This window comes from Pseudomonas sp. IT-P4 (assembly GCF_949767755.1).
GTDB classification, from domain to species: domain Bacteria; phylum Pseudomonadota; class Gammaproteobacteria; order Pseudomonadales; family Pseudomonadaceae; genus Aquipseudomonas; species Aquipseudomonas monachiensis.
Window position 1 is genome coordinate 69,865 of the sequence record NZ_CATKPX010000016.1, and the last position, 16,998, is coordinate 86,862.

Consider the following 16,998-nt stretch of genomic DNA (forward strand, 5'->3'; position numbering starts at 1 on the left):
CACGCAGCGAAAGACTACGAAAGACCACGAAAAGAAAAACCGCCAAGGCTTGTGGCTCTTGGCGGCTTCGGGAAACTCTGTGAAACAGGGCGGAAATTAATATGGTGCCCGAGACAGGAATCGAACCTGCGACCTTCGCGTTACGAGTGCGCTGCTCTACCGGCTGAGCTACACGGGCGGTGGGCTAAACCTAGCACTGACTTCAGGGGCAGGCAACTTCCGGAACGTCTCAATTTCCTGCAGACAAAAAAATGCCCCACAGCTTTCACTGCGGGGCATTTTTTATAACGTTGAAGCGGTCAGGCGTGAGGCGTGATTAAACGCCCGAAGCCTTGGCTGCCGCCACGTCTTTGATGGACAGCTTGATACGGCCGCGGTTGTCCACGTCCAGTACCAGTACTTCCACTTCCTGGCCTTCTTTGAGGATGTCGGTCACTTTCTCAACGCGAGCATCGCTCAGCATGGAGATGTGAACCAGACCATCCTTGCCCGGCAGGATGTTGACGAATGCGCCGAAGTCGACGATGCGTTCAACCTTACCGACATAGATCTTGCCGATCTCGGCTTCAGCGGTGATGCCCAGAACGCGCTGACGAGCAGCTTCCGCCGCTTCCTTGGTTTCGCCGAAGATCTTGATCGAACCGTCGTCTTCGATGTCGATCGAAGCCTTGGTTTCTTCACAGATCGCACGAATGGTCGCGCCGCCTTTACCGATGACGTCACGGATTTTGTCGGTGTCGATCTTCATCGCGATCATGGTCGGAGCGTTGGCCGACAATTCGGTACGCGACTGGCCAATGATCTGGTTCATCTGGCCGAGGATGTTCAGGCGCGCTTCCAGGGCTTGGCCCAGAGCGATTTCCATGATCTCTTCGGTGATGCCCTTGATCTTGATGTCCATCTGCAGCGCGGTGACGCCTTTGGCGGTACCCGCTACCTTGAAGTCCATGTCGCCCAGGTGGTCTTCGTCACCCAGGATGTCGGTCAGGACGGCGAATTTCTCGCCTTCTTTAACCAGACCCATGGCGATACCGGCAACCGGCGCCTTCATTGGCACACCAGCGTCCATCAGGGCCAGGGAAGCGCCACAAACGGAAGCCATCGAGCTCGAACCGTTGGATTCGGTGATTTCCGACACAACACGGATGGTGTACGGGAACACGTCAGCGGCAGGCAGCATGGCCGACACCGAACGACGGGCCAGACGGCCGTGACCGATTTCGCGACGACCAGCACCACCCATGCGACCACACTCGCCTACCGAGAACGGAGGGAAGTTGTAGTGCAGCATGAACGGGTCTTTTTTCTCGCCTTCCAGGGTGTCCAGCAGTTGTGCGTCACGGGCAGTACCCAGTGTTGCAACGACCAGAGCCTGGGTTTCGCCACGAGTGAACAGAGCCGAACCGTGGGTCTTTGGCAGAACACCGACTTCGATGTTCAACGGACGTACGGTCTTGGTGTCGCGACCGTCGATACGTGGCTTGCCGTTAACGATGTTTTCGCGAACGGTACGGTATTCGATTTCGCCGAAAGCCGCTTTGACTTCGCTGGAAGAAGGCTGGCCTTCTTCACCGGACAGCTTGGCAACGACCTGGTCCTTCAACTCGCCCAGGCGAGCGTAACGGTCGGCCTTGACGGTGATGGTGTAGGCCTGGGAGATCGCTTCGCCGAACTCGGCACGGATAGCGCCCAGCAGTTCGGTGGCTTCTGGCGCAGGTGCCCAGGTCCAGGTCGGCTTGGCAGCTTCAGCGGCCAGTTCCTTGACGGCGTTGATCACAACCTGGAACTCGTCGTGAGCAAACAGTACCGCGCCCAGCATCTGGTCTTCGGTCAGCTCTTTGGCTTCCGATTCAACCATCAGCACGGCGTCCGAAGTACCGGCAACGACCATGTCCAGGCTCGAGGCAGCCTGTTGCTCGTAGGTCGGGTTCAGCAGGTAGCCGGTGCTTTCGTGGAAGGCAACGCGGGCAGCGCCGATCGGGCCATCGAAAGGAATGCCGGAGATTGCCAGAGCAGCCGAGGTACCGATCATCGCAGCGATGTCCGGATCGGTCTTCTTGCTGGTGGAAACGACGGTGCAGACAACCTGCACTTCGTTCATGAAGCCTTCGGGGAACAGCGGACGGATCGGACGGTCGATCAGTCGGGAAGTCAGGGTTTCTTTCTCGGAAGGACGGCCTTCGCGCTTGAAGAAACCGCCAGGGATCTTACCGGCAGCGTAAGTCTTTTCCTGGTAGTGAACAGACAGAGGGAAGAAGCCCTTGCCTGGATCGGCTTGTTTTGCACCGACTACGGTCACCAATACGCTGACGTCGTCGTCAACGGTGACCAATACTGCGCCGGAGGCCTGACGGGCGATACGGCCAGTCTCGAGGGTAACGGTCGACTGACCGAACTGGAATTTTTTGATTACCGGGTTCACGGTGTCCTACCTTCTTTGTGGCTCTTGGGGGAACTGGTTTCTTGCGAAATTCTTGGGCAATGTCGGGAGTCGGCCCGACCGGTTTGTCCAGGTGCTACTCAGGCAAAGCAGGTATCCAGATAAAACTTGAGGCTGGGAGCCTGCCATGCGCCAACGGGAAACCCGCTGGTGCACGACAGACAACCAACCTCTAGCGCAATCGCTTATTAGCGACGCAGACCCAGGCGACCGATCAGAGTCTGATAGCGACCCAGATCCTTGCCTTTCAGGTAGTCCAGCAGCTTACGACGCTGGTTAACCATGCGGATCAGACCACGACGGGAGTGGTGGTCTTTACCGTTGGCCTTGAAGTGACCTTGCAGTTTGTTGATGTTGGCGGTCAGCAGTGCAACTTGCACTTCTGGCGAACCGGTGTCACCAACAGCTTGCTGGTAGTCAGCTACGATTTGAGCTTTTTCTTGAACGTCGAGAGCCATGAGGCAATCCTTTTATCAGGAAACTGTTTGTCGAAAAACAGTTTCAACAGGCCAGGGACAAATCCCTGTATCTAAAAATGAGTAGTGACCGTGCCTGTTGACAGCCACCCTCGCCAGCCTGCTGTTACACAGACTGGTTTCGGTCATTCTGACCGAATCAGTCGACGCGGCGCGATGCGCCCGTCTTCGCTCACTTCACCGATACCGATGAAACGACCATTGTGATCCTGTACCCGCACCATGCCGAACTTCGGAGCATCCGGGGCACGTACCGGCTGGCCGTTGAGCCAGTAGAACGCACTCGCTTCCGAGAACTGCAACAGTGGCCAATCCAGCAGGCCGCTGTCCGATGGCATCAGGAAGCGATCGACCGCTTCGTTGCCGCCTTCGGCATGTACCGCTTCCAGCTCTTCGAGGGTAACCGTCTGCGCCAGGGTGAATGGCCCGGCCTGGGTACGTCGCAGTTCTGCAACGTAAGCGCCACAACCGAGTTGCTCACCGATATCCTCCACCAGGGTGCGGATATAGGTGCCTTTAGTGCAATCCACCGCCAGCCGCGCAGTATCACCTTCGAAGGCCAGTAATTCCAAGCGCGTAATAGTAACAGAACGCGGTTCGCGCTCCACTACTTCGCCTGCACGAGCCAGCTTGTACAGCGGCTGGCCATCACGCTTGAGCGCCGAGTACATCGGCGGTATCTGACTGATTTGCCCACGAAATTTCGGCAGTACAGCCTCGATATCGGGGCGACCAACGGTCACCGGGCGTTCCTGCAAAACTTCACCCTCGGCATCCGCCGTGGTGGTGGTCTTGCCCAGTTGCGCCAGGGTTTCATAACCCTTGTCGGAGTCGAGCAGGTATTGTGAGAACTTGGTGGCCTCGCCAAAGCACAGCGGCAACACGCCGGTGGCCAAGGGATCGAGACTGCCGGTATGACCTGCCTTTTCGGCGTTCAGCAACCAGCGAACCTTCTGCAAGGCCGCGTTGGAGGTGAACCCCAGCGGCTTGTCGAGAAGGATAATGCCGCTGACGTTACGACGGATACGTTTGACCTGAGCCACCGATTACTCCTTGGTGTCTTCGGCTTCTGCCGCAACCGGATGCTGATTGTCTTCAGCCACTGCGCGCTCGATCAATGCCGACAGATGCGCACCACGCACGACGCTTTCGTCGTAGTGGAAGTGCAGCTGTGGAACGCTGCGCAGTTTCATCTCGCGAGCCAGCTGCATACGCAGGAAACCGGCGGCGGAGTTGAGCACCTTGATGCTTTGTGCAATTTCTTCGGCGCTGTCCTGCCCCATCACGGTGATGAAGATCTTGGCGTGACCGACGTCACGGCTGACTTCCACTGCGGTAATGGTGACCAGGCCGACGCGCGGGTCTTTGACTTCACGACGGATCAGTTGTGCAAGCTCGCGCTGCATCTGATCGCCGATGCGTTGGGTACGGCTATATTCTTTTGCCATGTCTTGTTACCTGTTACTGCCCCACGGTGAAACCCGTAAGGTCTGAAAGCGGCAAACGCCCGGCCTGACAAAAGCCAGACCGGGCGTTGCGTTTAGAGTCCTGGTGACGAGCTGCGCATTTGCATGCGACGCCCCGTCACGGCTCCTGAAGTGCGCGAATTAGAGGCTGCGAGCAACCTGCACCTTCTCGAAGACTTCGATCTTGTCACCGACCTTGACGTCGTTGTAGCTCTTCACGCCGATACCGCATTCCATGCCGGCACGTACTTCGGAAGCGTCATCCTTGAAGCGGCGCAGGGATTCCAGCTCGCCTTCGAAGATAACAATGTCTTCACGCAGTACACGGATCGGACGGTTACGGTGCACAACACCTTCGATAACCATGCAACCGGCGATCGCGCCAAACTTCGGCGAACGGAACACGTCACGCACTTCGGCGATACCCAGGATGTTCTCGCGAACATCGCTGCCGAGCATACCGGTCAGGGCTTTCTTGACGTCTTCGATGATGTCGTAGATCACGTTGTAGTAACGCATATCCAGACCTTCCTGCTCGACGATCTTGCGCGCGCCGGCATCGGCACGCACGTTGAAGCCGAACAGTACAGCGTTGGAGGCCAGTGCCAGGTTGGCGTCGGATTCGGTGATACCACCGACACCGCCACCCACTACACGCACTTGCACTTCGTCGTTACCCAGGCCGTTCAAGGCACCGTTCAACGCTTCCAGCGAACCACGGACGTCGGATTTGAGGACGATGTTGAGCGTCTTCTTCTCTTCCTGACCCATGTTTTCGAAGATGTTTTCCAGCTTGCCGGCGTGAGCACGGGCCAGCTTGACTTCGCGGAACTTGCCTTGACGGAACAGAGCCACTTCACGGGCTTTCTTCTCGTCGGCAACCACGCTCATCTCGTCGCCAGCATCCGGGGTACCGTCCAGGCCGAGGATCTCGACAGGGATGGCCGGACCGGCTTCCTTGATTGGCTTGCCGTTCTCGTCGAGCATGGCACGTACACGGCCATAGTTCGAACCGACCAGGACCATGTCGCCTTGGCGCAGGGTACCGTCTTGAACCAGAACGGTAGCCACCGGGCCACGGCCCTTGTCCAGACGGGACTCAACCACAACGCCACGGCCAGGAGCCGAAGGAGTTGCAGTCAGTTCCAGGACTTCGGCTTGCAGCAATACGGCTTCGAGCAGTTCGTCGACGCCAGTACCCATCTTCGCCGAGACCGGTACGAACGGAGTGTCACCACCCCACTCTTCCGACGTCACGCCGTGAACCGACAGTTCGCTACGGATGCGATCGAGGTCAGCACCTGGCTTGTCGATCTTGTTCACTGCAACAACCAGTGGCACACCAGCCGCTACCGCGTGCTGGACAGCTTCAATGGTCTGCGGCATCACGCCGTCGTCCGCTGCAACCACCAGGATCACGATGTCGGTCGCCTTGGCACCACGGGCACGCATTGCGGTAAACGCAGCGTGACCAGGGGTGTCGAGGAACGTCACCATGCCACGGTCGGTTTCAACGTGGTATGCGCCGATGTGCTGGGTGATACCACCGGCTTCGCCAGCAGCAACCTTGGCACGACGGATGTAGTCGAGCAGGGAAGTCTTACCGTGGTCAACGTGGCCCATTACGGTCACGACTGGTGCACGGGAAACTGCCTCGCCTTCAAACTTCAGGGACTCGGCCAGGGAGTCTTCCAGGGCGGTGTCGCTGACCAGGGTCACTTTGTGGCCCAGTTCTTCGGCAACCAACTGGGCAGTTTCCTGATCCAGTACCTGGTTGATGGTCGCTGGAGTACCCAGTTTGAACATGAACTTGATGATTTCAGCAGCCTTCACCGACATCTGCTGGGCGAGATCGCCAACAGTGATGGTTTCGCCGATCTTCACTTCGCGCACGACAGGGCCGGTAGGGCTCTGGAAACCGTGGGCGTTGCGCTTCTTCAGCTTGGCCTTGCCGCGACCACCACGACGGAAGCTATCGCTTTCTTCGTCGGTAGTACGTGGGGCAACACGTGGAGCCGGAGCCTTTTCCTTGACCGAAGCACGATGCGGAGCGTTTTTGCGCTCGCCATCGCCGCTACCGCGACGATTGCTGTCGTCGGCACGTGGCTTGTCCGGACGGCGCTGTTCGTCACGCTTGCGGGTATCGGCCGCAGGCGCTGGAGCAGCCGCCACAACCGGTGCGCTTTCGCGAACTGGCTCGGCCACCGCAGCAGGCGCTGCAACAGGTACGGCTTGAGCGGTCGACGCAGCAGCAGGCTGGCGACGCGCTTCTTCTTCGGCGCGACGCTTGGCTTCTTCTTCAGCCTTCTGACGAGCAGCATTTTCTACTGCGCGACGTTCATCCAGTTCACGCTTGCGCTCGGCTTCGATTTCTTCCGGGCTGCGCTGTACGAAGACCTTCTTCTTGCGTACTTCAACGCTGATGCTCTTGCTGCCAGCAACACGCAGGGTGCTGGTGGTTTTACGCTGCAGCGTAATCTTGCGTGGTTCTTCCACTTTCGCCTTGTGGCTGCTTTTCAAGTGAGTCAGCAACGATTGCTTCTCACTGTCAGTCACATGTTCTTCGGCGGCGGTGTGCGGCAGACCTGCCTCACGCATCTGCTGCAACAGGCGCTCTACCGGTGTTTTGACCTCATCGGCCAGTTGTTTCACCGTGACTTGCGTCATGCACTTCTCTCCTCAGGCCGCGCCTAATTACTCGAACCAGTGGGCTCGGGCGGCCATGATCAACTTGCCGGCACGATCATCGTCAATGCCGTCGATGTCGAGCAGGTCGTCAATAGACTGCTCGGCCAGGTCTTCGCGGGTAATTACGCCGCGCACCGCCAGTTCCATCGCCAAATCCTTGTCCATACCCTCAAGCGAGAGCAGGTCTTCGGCCGGATGGGCGTCTGCCAGCTTTTCCTCAGTAGCGATGGCTTTGGTCAACAAACGATCCTTGGCACGAGCGCGAAGCTCGTTGACGGTTTCTTCGTCAAAGCCGTCGATGTTGAGCATTTCTTCCAACGGTACGTAGGCAATCTCTTCCAGGCTGGTGAAGCCTTCATCTACCAGCACCTGTGCCAGGTCTTCGTCGACTTCCAGCTCGTCGATGAAGTTGCGCAGGATGTCGCCGGTTTCTGCTTGCTGCTTAGCCTGGATGTCCGATTCGGTCATCACGTTCAGGGTCCAGCCAGTCAACTGGCTGGCCAGACGCACGTTCTGACCACCGCGACCGATGGCCTGAGCCAGATTGTCTGCGCCAACGGCGATGTCCATTGCATGGGCATCTTCGTCAACGATAATTGCCGCCACTTCAGCCGGCGACATTGCATTGATCACGAACTGAGCCGGGTTATCGTCCCACAGGACGATGTCCACACGCTCACCGCCCAACTCGCCGGACACTGCCTGGACGCGCGAACCGCGCATACCGATGCAAGCGCCTTGCGGATCAATGCGTTTGTCCTTGGAGCGGACCGCGATCTTGGCGCGCGAACCCGGGTCGCGGGACGCAGCCATTACTTCGATCAGGCCTTCGGCGATTTCCGGCACTTCGATGCGGAACAACTCGATCAGCATTTCCGGCGCGGTACGCGACAGGATCAGCTGCGGGCCGCGGTTCTCGGTGCGGATTTCCTTGAGCAGCGCACGCAGACGCACGCCAACCCGGAAAGTTTCGCGAGAAATGATGTCTTCACGGGCCAGCAACGCTTCAGCGTTGTTGCCCAGATCAACGATCACGTTGTCGCGGGTGACTTTTTTCACGGTGCCGGAGATGATTTCACCCAGGCGCTCGCGGTAAGCGTCAACAACCTGAGCGCGCTCGGCTTCGCGAACTTTCTGCACGATGACCTGCTTGGCAGTCTGTGCAGCGATGCGGCCAAACTCGATGGACTCGATCTTCTCTTCTACGACGTCACCGACCTTGGCACCAGGATGCGTTTCGGCAACCTTGCTCGGCCAGGTTTCGATGGCCGGATCGTCCAGGTCTGCTTCTTCGACGACCGTCCAGCGACGGAATGTCTCGTATGCACCCGTGTGGCGGTTGATTTCCACACGCAGATCAACTTCGTCTTCGAAACGCTTCTTGGTAGCAGTGGCCAGGGCCAGCTCCAGCGCTTCAAAAATCACGTTTGCCGGTACGCCCTTTTCATTGGATACCGACTCAACAACCAGCAGTACTTCTTTGCTCATCGTACGCCTCGCCTTTCGCAAGCCATTGGATCCGCGGGATCCGCAGTATCTGGCACGCCTCAGTCAAAACTGGGAATAATGTTGGCCTTGTCGATCATATCGATCGGCAACAGGAACTCATGGTCATCTACCTGCACCACGACATCCTGCTCTTCTACGCCGCGCAGAAGGCCCTGAAAGTTGCGTCGTCCTTCAAAAGGCGAGCGCAGCTTGATCTTCACTTGTTCACCGGCAAATTTTGCAAACTGCTCAAGAGTGAACAGAGGGCGTTCCATGCCAGGCGAGGAAACTTCAAGGGTGTACTCAACGGAGATTGGATCTTCAACATCCAGCACACCGCTGATCTGACGGCTGACGATGGCGCAATCGTCCACCAGCACGCCGCCTTCTTTATCGATATAAACGCGCAACATCGAGTGACGACCCTGAGCCGAAAACTCGATACCCCAGCATTCATAGCCTAGGGCCACGACCACCGGGGCCAGCAAGGCCTGCAACTCTTCTAGCTTGCTCGACACCTGAACCCCCTAGTGCATGTATGTGCATGCTATGCAAAATAAAAAAATGGGCGAAACGCCCATCCTTGAAACGCCGTCGAACAGCGGCGTTGAAAGTGTCCAGCTAACAAAAAGCCCCTTAAAAGGGGCTCCTTAAACTGGTTGCGGGGGCCGGATTTGAACCGACGACCTTCGGGTTATGAGCCCGACGAGCTACCAGACTGCTCCACCCCGCGACAAAGCTGGGGCGGAAGTATACGACCGATCCCCTACAGGGTCAATGTAACCTTCCACCTGCAAGAAAGCCCGCAACAGCGGGCTCTCCTGACTAATTGGTACCGAGAAGGGGACTCGAACCCCTACACCCTATGGGCACAACCACCTCAAGGTTGCGTGTCTACCAATTCCACCACCTCGGCAATACTACGTTTGAAACCCTTCTTACTTCTGCTCTTGAGCTGGAGGCACGTCAGTCGCTGGAGTAGCCGACTTTTGCTCTTGAAGCACCGGGACATCATCAGAAGCCGGTTGTTGCTTTGGAACTTCCAGTACCGCTGGATTTGGGAGACCTACTTGAGTCAGCTGGTGAGCCTTCTCTTTAGCAAAGTAACCTAACCCCAAGCTGGTTATGAAAAAACCTGCGGCAAGTATAGCAGTAAACTTACTAAGAAAGGTAGAGGAACCTTGGCTTCCGAACACAGTATTTGAAGCACCTGCTCCGAAAGACGCGCCAGCATCCGCACCTTTACCCTGCTGCAGCAAAACCAGAGCTACTACGCCCAATGCACCCAGCAGATGAAAAACGACTACGACTGTTTCCAGCATTTTTTCAGTTTCCCGCGGCGCGACAGATCGCACCGAACTCATCTGCATTCAGGGAAGCCCCACCAATGAGACCCCCATCGATATCCGGCATGCCGAACAGTTCGACCGCATTGGCCGCCTTCACGCTGCCGCCGTATAGAAGCCGCACACCTTGTGCGACTTCAGAATTCTCTGCCGCCAACTGGGCGCGAATGGCTGCATGCACATCCTGCGCCTGTTGTGGCGTTGCAGTCAGCCCGGTGCCAATGGCCCAGACCGGCTCGTAAGCGATCACTGCCTTGGCAAAGACACCAACACCCAGCTCCTCGATGATACTGCCCAGCTGACGCGAGACAACCTCAAGAGTTTTTCCGGCTTCACGCTGCTCAAGGGTCTCCCCTATGCACAACACCGGAATCAAGCCACATGCCTGTGCCGCTGCGAACTTGCGGATCAGCACTGCGTCCTGCTCGCCCATGATCTGGCGGCGTTCGGAGTGCCCGACAAGTACCAGGGAACAACCTGCATCCACCAACTGACTCGGTGCAACTTCACCGGTCAACGCACCTTGCCCGGATTCCACCGCAGAATTCTGCGCGCCGACCGAAATCGACTTTCCTTCCAGGCCATCAATCACTTGATTGATATGCAACAAAGGCGGGAATACCGCGACATCAACACTGCTCGGCAACGCCAAGTCACGAAGGCCGTTGATCAGCTCAGCGACGCTGGCGCGGGTACCGTGCATCTTCCAGTTACCAGCTACCATAGGGCGACGCATGCTGTACCTCGTCGGTCAAAGTGGGCGCAGATGTTACCCAACACAATCATGGCTGGCAAGCCGAATTCAGGCAGAAACTTCAGTAACCAGTTTTGCCAGCTCTTCGGCATAGCCACGAACCTGCGTTTCGTCTTCGCCTTCGACCATCACACGCACCAGCGGTTCGGTTCCTGACTTGCGCAACAGCACACGCCCGCGACCCGCCATGGCCTTGGTCACCCGCTCGCTGGCTTCCTTGACCGACGGATGATCAAGAGGGCTTGCGCCGCCACCGAATCGCACATTGATCAACACCTGAGGGCACTTGCGCAGCGCCTGCCGGGATTGCGCCAGACTTTCGTCACGCGATCGCAGCGCCATCAACACCTGAAGCGCCGCAATGATTGCATCACCGGTGGTGGTGTGACTGAAGCACACGATGTGCCCGGAGTTTTCACCACCCACGATCCAGTTGCGCTCCAGCAGCTCGGCAATGACATAGCGGTCACCGACGTTGGCGCGCACCAATGGAATACCCAGGTCAGCCAGGGCCAGCTCCAGCCCCAGGTTACTCATCAAGGTTCCGACCACGCCGCCTTGAAGCTTGTCGCGCTCATGCAGGTCACGGGCAATGATGAACAGCAGCTCATCACCATCCACCACCGCACCGGTGTGATCGACCATCTGGACGCGGTCACCGTCGCCATCGAAAGCAATGCCCAGATCGGCCTTCTCAGCCACGACGGCAGCCTGCAACGGCCCCATATGGGTCGAACCGCAATTGTCGTTGATGTTCAATCCATTGGGTTGCGCCGACAGCACGACGACTTCAGCGCCCAACTCGCGGAACACGCTCGGCGCCACTTTGTAGGTCGCGCCGTGAGCGCAGTCGATGACGATCTTCAGGCCCGTGAAGCTGGTGCCGGTCGGCACGCTGCTCTTGCAGAATTCGATATAGCGCCCCGACGCATCGTTGATTCGCGATACCTTGCCGATCTTGCTCGACTCAACCACGGTCATCGGCGTATCGAGCAACTCTTCGATCATCAGTTCGACTTCATCCGGGAGCTTGGTGCCCTTGCCGGAGAAGAACTTGATGCCATTATCATCATGCGGATTGTGCGACGCACTGATGACGATGCCTGCCTCGGCATGGAAAGTACGCGTCAGATAGGCGATTGCCGGAGTCGGCATAGGCCCCAGCAGCATCACATCGGCACCTGCCGACGTCAGCCCTGCTTCAAGCGCCGACTCAAACATGTAGCCGGAAATTCGGGTGTCCTTGCCGACCAGCACCTTGCAGGCGCCCATCTTGCGGAAAGCCATGCCAGCAGCCCAGCCGAGCTTGAGCATGAAATCAGGGGTAATCGGGTATTGACCAACACGTCCACGAATACCATCGGTGCCAAAATATTTTTTGCTCATAAGTGCTCCATCATTCTTATTCGGCTGATTCCACTGCGGCGATCATCCGCACCACATCCACTGTTTCGGCTACATCATGGACGCGCAATATACGCGCACCTTTCGCCAAAGCCAGCGCCGCGAGCGCCAAACCGCCATACAGTCGGTCCCCCACCGGACGACTCAACGCCTGACCAATCATGCTCTTTCGAGAAACCCCGACCAACAGGGGCCGCCCCAAGGCATGCAAGGCCTCCATATGTTTGAACAAGCTTAGATTGTGCTGCAAGGTTTTAGCGAAGCCAAAGCCGGGGTCAAGAATGACCCGCTCAGCGGGAATACCCACCAATGAACACTGATGCATGCGCTCGGCGAGAAACTCTCCGACCTCCCTTGTAACGTCCTGATACTGCGGATTGTCCTGCATATCGCCCGGCTCGCCCAGCATGTGCATCAGACAAACCGGAAGCCCGGTGGCTGCCGCTGCATCCAGAGCACCATCACGACGCAACGAACGTACGTCATTGATCAACCCGGCACCCAGGCGCGCAGCTTCACGCATGACGGCTGGCGTTGAGGTATCGACCGATATGATCACATCCAGCTCGCGACTGATGCGCTCGACGATGGGGGCTACGCGCTCCAGCTCTTCGAGTGGCGATACGACCCTGGCACCGGGACGGGTGGACTCGCCACCGACATCGATCAGCGTCGCGCCGGCCGCCACCATGGCTTCGGCGTGGCGCATGGCCGCGTCGAGCTGGCTATATTGGCCGCCATCGGAAAAAGAATCAGGAGTGACATTGAGAATACCCATGACATGCGTCTGGGCCAAATCAAGAACCCGGTTGCCGCAAGGCAACCGGGTCGAGGACTGAACAGAAGTCATTTCAAACCTTATACGTCAGCAGCAGGACCACCGATCGGTGTTTCCGGACGCTCATCCTGCACCGCCGGCGGGGTACCGGAAGTGCCCGTGCCACCCGACCAGTCGCGCGGCTCGCGAGGCGAACGACCCGCCATGATGTCGTCGATCTGCTCGGCATCGATGGTTTCGTACTTCATCAAGGCATCGGCCATCGCATCGAGCTTGTCACGGTTGTCCGTGAGAATCTGCTTCGCCGTGCCGTAGCACTGATCGATGATGCTGCGCACTTCGGAGTCGATCAGCTTGGCTGTCTCACCAGAGAAGCTTGCACCCTGACCGCCACCGCCGCGACCGAGGAACACTTCACCCTCTTCTTCGGCGTACATCAACGGACCGAGTTTTTCCGAAAGACCCCACTTGGTCACCATGTTCCGCGCAATCTGGCTGGCGCGCATGATGTCGTTGGAGGCACCGGTGGTCACGCCGTCGAAGCCCAGGGTCATTTCTTCAGCGATACGACCGCCGTACAGCGAGCAGATCTGGCTGATCAGTGCGCGCTTGGACAGGCTGTAGCGGTCTTCTTCCGGCAGGAACATGGTCACACCCAGCGCACGACCGCGCGGGATGATCGACACCTTGTACACCGGATCGTGCTCAGGCACGACACGACCCACGATGGCGTGGCCCGCTTCGTGATAAGCCGTGTTCTGTTTTTCTTTCTCGGACATGACCATGGATTTGCGCTCGGCACCCATCATGATCTTGTCTTTCGCCAGTTCGAACTCTTTCATTTCGACGATGCGCTTGCCGGCACGGGCAGCGAACAACGACGCCTCGTTCACCAGGTTGGCCAGGTCAGCACCGGAGAAGCCTGGAGTACCACGAGCGATCACGGCCGGGGCAACGTCGTCACCCATCGGCACTTTGCGCATGTGAACCTTGAGAATCTGTTCGCGACCACGGATGTCCGGCAGACCGACCACAACCTGTCGGTCGAAACGGCCCGGACGCAGCAACGCAGGGTCCAGTACATCAGGACGGTTGGTCGCGGCAATCACGATGATGCCGTCATTCATCTCAAAGCCGTCCATCTCAACCAGCAACTGGTTGAGCGTTTGCTCGCGCTCGTCATGACCACCACCCATGCCAGCACCACGATGGCGACCAACGGCGTCGATCTCGTCGATGAAGATGATGCATGGAGCGTGCTTCTTGGCCTGTTCGAACATATCGCGAACACGGCTGGCACCAACACCGACGAACATTTCGACGAAGTCGGAACCGGAGATGGTGAAGAACGGTACTTTGGCTTCGCCAGCGATGGCCTTGGCCAGCAAGGTTTTACCAGTACCCGGTGGACCGACCATCAGCACACCGCGAGGAATGCGGCCACCCAGGCGCTGGAACTTGCCCGGATCACGCAGGAACTCGACAAGCTCGCCGACTTCTTCCTTGGCTTCGTCGCAACCGGCGACGTCAGCCAGGGTCGTTTTCACCTGATCTTCCGAGAGCAGGCGCGCCTTGCTTTTACCGAAGCTCATCGGCCCGCCTTTGCCACCGGCACCGCCCTGCATCTGCCGCATGAAGAACATGAATACGGCGATGATCACGAGGATAGGGAAGCTGGCGACCAGAAGCTGAGTCCAGATGGATTGCTGTTCAGGCTGCTTGCCTTCGACCACGACGTGGTTATCCACCAGGTCACCGATCAGGCCGTTGTCCTGGATCGCGGGACGAATGGTCTTGAAGCTGTCGCCATCGTTGCGCTTGCCTGTAATCACGTAGCCATCAACCGCCACGCGCTCGACCTTGCCATCCTTGACCTGCTGGATGAAGTCGGAATAGTTGAGGGTCTGCGGCTCGTTAGGGCTGGAGAAGTTGTTCATCACCGTCACCAGGACAGCCGCGATGATCAACCACAGGATCAGATTCTTTGCCATATCGTTCAATTAACTACCCTCTGAAGCAAGCTCCGCTACTGACGCGCGCTTCGCATGATATTCACCGGCCTAACTTACTACATTACCTACAACTTGGCAGGCGCCGTCTGTAACCCTTTGTGAAACACTTCCTACACAATATTCGCTAATTCTGACAAGGCGTAATACAAAAAACCTATCACCCTGATCGAAAATTCACTCAACCTTCACTGCGCCCGCGGAAACCGCGACCCAGCAGGTACTGCTCGCGAGAACGGTCGCGCGACGAGGTCGGCTTGCGCATCTGCACCTTGTCGAACTGCTGGCGAACGCTCTTGTGGAACTCGTCGAAGCCTTCGCCCTGAAAGATCTTGATCAAAAAATCACCACCGGGCTTGAGCACCCGAGTCGAAAGATCCAGTGCCAATTCGCACAGGAACATCGCTCGCGGCATGTCTACGGCCGGTAATCCACTCATATTGGGGGCCATATCGGAAATCACAAGGTCTACTTCCTTATTTCCGACGGCATCGAGGATCTGGGCCAGCACGGCGTCCTCGGTAAAGTCGCCCTGAATGAAGGTCACGTCCGGGATGCTGTCCATTTCCAGAATGTCAGAAGCGATCAGCGTACCCTGCCCGCCAATCAGACGACTGGTCACCTGGGACCACCCACCGGGAGCCGCACCAAGGTCAATTACGCTCATGCCCGGACGGATCAGACGATCCTTTTCCTGGATCTCCAGCAATTTGTAGCTGGCGCGGGAACGGTACCCGTCTTTTTGTGCCATTTTGACGAATGGGTCGTTGAAATGTTCTTTCAGCCAGTTAAGGCTTGTCTTGGAACGGGCCACGGGATACCTCGGAAATAAAACGGGTCGTGATTAACTGGGCGGTCCCGGACTCGCTCGGGTAAACTGGCCGCCGCTTTTTACAAGATCAGACGCAGGGGTCAGATTATGCCGCTCACTCAAGAGCAGAAGAAACAGTACAAATCCATTGGCCACCATCTGAAACCAGTATTGATTGTGGCAGACAATGGTTTGACTGAAGGTGTGTTAGCCGAACTCGAACGCGCATTGGCGGATCACGAGCTGATCAAGATCAAGCTCAACATCCTCGATCGCGAATCGCGCCTGGCGTCCATTGCAGAGCTCTGCAAGGTCGGCAAAGCGGATCTGGTCCAGGTCATCGGCAAGATGGCACTGATCTACCGCAAGAACTTCAGCGTCAACAAGCAGCTGTCGAACGTCCATCGCTTCAAGTGATGACAAGGGTCAAGGGTGTGCTTCGCGCACCCTGCCACTCCATCCCGGCACCGGCTGCAATACCAGCACCAGCCCGGAAAAGCCCAGAACAAGATAGCTGAACGCCTGCCAACGTAGCGCATCCGGCCAGCCGAAACGCACCGCGAAGTACATCGCGCACGCACACAGCGCCATCAAAAGCAGTTGCCCGCGAATATCCCGCCATAGACTGCCAGGGCCCTCGGCCTTAACCAGCACCAAAGCCTGAAAAATCACACACGCCGTAGCGAATCCCACTACCAGCGTATTGAGCATGCCTGCGATTTCGTCGATCAGCAGCGGCGCCAGGCCAATTCGCCCCAGCACCGGCAACAGACCGATTTGCAACAGCCACAGGCCGCCGACCCACAACATCTGGGTCAGTTGCCAAAGCATGGCGCCCGCATGAAACGGGCGCCGGCTTTCAGATGTGGCGAACTTCGACAATCTCGTACTCGATAACGCCACTTGGCGTTTTCACCGCAACCACATCGCCCTCTTCCTTGCCGATCAAGGCACGAGCCAGGGGCGAGCCGACCGAAATCTTGCCAAGTTTGAAGTCAGCTTCATCCTCACCCACGATGTGGTAAGTGACGCTTTCATCAGTCTCGACGTTGGCGATTTCGACGGTGGTACCGAAGATAACCTTGCCAGTGTGAGGAATGGTCGTGACATCAATGATGACCTGATTCTGAATCCGGCCCTCGATGTCACGAATGCGCGCCTCGACCATACCCTGCTGCTCACGGGCAGCGTGGTATTCGGCGTTTTCCTTCAAGTCACCCAACTCGCGGGCCGTACCGATGTCCTGGCTGAGCTTCGGACGAACGACCTTGGTCAGGTGAGTGTGCTCTTCTTCCAGGGCGCGAGCGCCCTGAACGGTCATTGGGTATTTCGTTATGC

Annotated in this window: 16 protein-coding genes and 3 tRNA genes; 1 reads left to right on the top strand and 18 read right to left on the bottom strand. The window is 57.7% G+C overall.

Going from position 1 to position 16,998, the window contains the following annotated elements; translation table 11 throughout:
- Positions 1 to 102: 102 nt before the first annotated feature.
- The 16 genes from ACM6IT_RS02745 to rlmE all read right to left on the bottom strand — a co-directional run bounded on the left by ACM6IT_RS02745 (position 103) and on the right by rlmE (position 15,663).
- Positions 103 to 178, bottom strand: a tRNA-Thr gene (locus ACM6IT_RS02745).
- 138 nt (positions 179 to 316) lie between these two features.
- The gene (gene pnp / locus ACM6IT_RS02750; RefSeq protein ID WP_007915263.1) at positions 317 to 2,422 is read right to left on the bottom strand and encodes a polyribonucleotide nucleotidyltransferase; all 2,106 of its coding nucleotides are present in this window, start codon (positions 2,420 to 2,422) and stop codon (positions 317 to 319) included.
- 206 nt (positions 2,423 to 2,628) lie between these two features.
- On the bottom strand, positions 2,629 to 2,898 hold the full coding sequence (rpsO, locus tag ACM6IT_RS02755) for a 30S ribosomal protein S15 (RefSeq protein ID WP_015093441.1): 270 nt from the start codon (positions 2,896 to 2,898) through the stop codon (positions 2,629 to 2,631).
- A gap of 143 nt (positions 2,899 to 3,041) precedes the next feature.
- Positions 3,042 to 3,959, bottom strand: coding sequence for a tRNA pseudouridine(55) synthase TruB (gene truB, locus ACM6IT_RS02760; RefSeq protein WP_056728245.1), 918 nt, complete (start codon positions 3,957 to 3,959; stop codon positions 3,042 to 3,044).
- Positions 3,960 to 3,962: 3 nt separating this feature from the next.
- The gene (gene rbfA, locus ACM6IT_RS02765) at positions 3,963 to 4,364 is read right to left on the bottom strand and encodes a 30S ribosome-binding factor RbfA (protein ID WP_007973108.1); all 402 of its coding nucleotides are present in this window, start codon (positions 4,362 to 4,364) and stop codon (positions 3,963 to 3,965) included.
- A gap of 159 nt (positions 4,365 to 4,523) precedes the next feature.
- Positions 4,524 to 7,049 (bottom strand): translation initiation factor IF-2, encoded by a 2,526-nt coding sequence (infB, locus tag ACM6IT_RS02770; RefSeq protein ID WP_056728243.1) that lies wholly within the window; start codon positions 7,047 to 7,049, stop codon positions 4,524 to 4,526.
- 27 nt (positions 7,050 to 7,076) lie between these two features.
- The gene (nusA, locus tag ACM6IT_RS02775) at positions 7,077 to 8,558 is read right to left on the bottom strand and encodes a transcription termination factor NusA (RefSeq protein WP_007900474.1); all 1,482 of its coding nucleotides are present in this window, start codon (positions 8,556 to 8,558) and stop codon (positions 7,077 to 7,079) included.
- A gap of 59 nt (positions 8,559 to 8,617) precedes the next feature.
- Positions 8,618 to 9,076 carry a ribosome maturation factor RimP gene (rimP, locus tag ACM6IT_RS02780; protein WP_007915250.1) on the bottom strand — a complete coding sequence of 153 codons (459 nt, stop codon included), beginning with the start codon at positions 9,074 to 9,076 and terminating at the stop codon, positions 8,618 to 8,620.
- Positions 9,077 to 9,214: 138 nt separating this feature from the next.
- Positions 9,215 to 9,291: transfer RNA gene (locus ACM6IT_RS02785), tRNA-Met, on the bottom strand.
- 97 nt (positions 9,292 to 9,388) lie between these two features.
- A tRNA-Leu gene (locus tag ACM6IT_RS02790) sits at positions 9,389 to 9,474 on the bottom strand.
- Between the two features lie 22 nt (positions 9,475 to 9,496).
- Entirely contained in the window at positions 9,497 to 9,880 is a 384-nt protein-coding gene (gene secG, locus ACM6IT_RS02795) for a preprotein translocase subunit SecG (protein ID WP_017336473.1), read from the bottom strand.
- A gap of 4 nt (positions 9,881 to 9,884) precedes the next feature.
- A complete protein-coding gene (gene tpiA / locus ACM6IT_RS02800) occupies positions 9,885 to 10,640 on the bottom strand; it encodes a triose-phosphate isomerase (RefSeq protein WP_056728241.1) in 756 nt (251 codons plus the stop codon).
- A gap of 66 nt (positions 10,641 to 10,706) precedes the next feature.
- On the bottom strand, positions 10,707 to 12,044 hold the full coding sequence (gene glmM / locus ACM6IT_RS02805; protein ID WP_056728239.1) for a phosphoglucosamine mutase: 1,338 nt from the start codon (positions 12,042 to 12,044) through the stop codon (positions 10,707 to 10,709).
- A 16-nt stretch (positions 12,045 to 12,060) separates the two neighbouring features.
- The gene (gene folP / locus ACM6IT_RS02810) at positions 12,061 to 12,912 is read right to left on the bottom strand and encodes a dihydropteroate synthase (RefSeq protein WP_056728237.1); all 852 of its coding nucleotides are present in this window, start codon (positions 12,910 to 12,912) and stop codon (positions 12,061 to 12,063) included.
- An 8-nt stretch (positions 12,913 to 12,920) separates the two neighbouring features.
- A complete protein-coding gene (gene ftsH, locus ACM6IT_RS02815; protein ID WP_056728235.1) occupies positions 12,921 to 14,831 on the bottom strand; it encodes an ATP-dependent zinc metalloprotease FtsH in 1,911 nt (636 codons plus the stop codon).
- A 199-nt stretch (positions 14,832 to 15,030) separates the two neighbouring features.
- Positions 15,031 to 15,663, bottom strand: a complete 633-nt coding sequence (gene rlmE / locus ACM6IT_RS02820; RefSeq protein ID WP_056728233.1) for a 23S rRNA (uridine(2552)-2'-O)-methyltransferase RlmE — start codon at positions 15,661 to 15,663, stop codon at positions 15,031 to 15,033.
- A gap of 105 nt (positions 15,664 to 15,768) precedes the next feature.
- On the opposite strand from rlmE, the gene ACM6IT_RS02825 reads away from it, so the two are divergent.
- Positions 15,769 to 16,077: a YhbY family RNA-binding protein gene (locus ACM6IT_RS02825; RefSeq protein ID WP_007942889.1), complete on the top strand. Its 309-nt coding sequence runs from the start codon at positions 15,769 to 15,771 to the stop codon at positions 16,075 to 16,077.
- A 9-nt stretch (positions 16,078 to 16,086) separates the two neighbouring features.
- Here the strand turns inward: ACM6IT_RS02825 and ACM6IT_RS02830 are convergent, their stop codons facing one another.
- The gene (locus ACM6IT_RS02830) at positions 16,087 to 16,491 is read right to left on the bottom strand and encodes an MFS transporter (protein WP_414913286.1); all 405 of its coding nucleotides are present in this window, start codon (positions 16,489 to 16,491) and stop codon (positions 16,087 to 16,089) included.
- Positions 16,492 to 16,519: 28 nt separating this feature from the next.
- Positions 16,520 to 16,996, bottom strand: coding sequence for a transcription elongation factor GreA (greA, locus tag ACM6IT_RS02835; protein ID WP_056728592.1), 477 nt, complete (start codon positions 16,994 to 16,996; stop codon positions 16,520 to 16,522).
- Positions 16,997 to 16,998 lie beyond the last annotated feature (2 nt).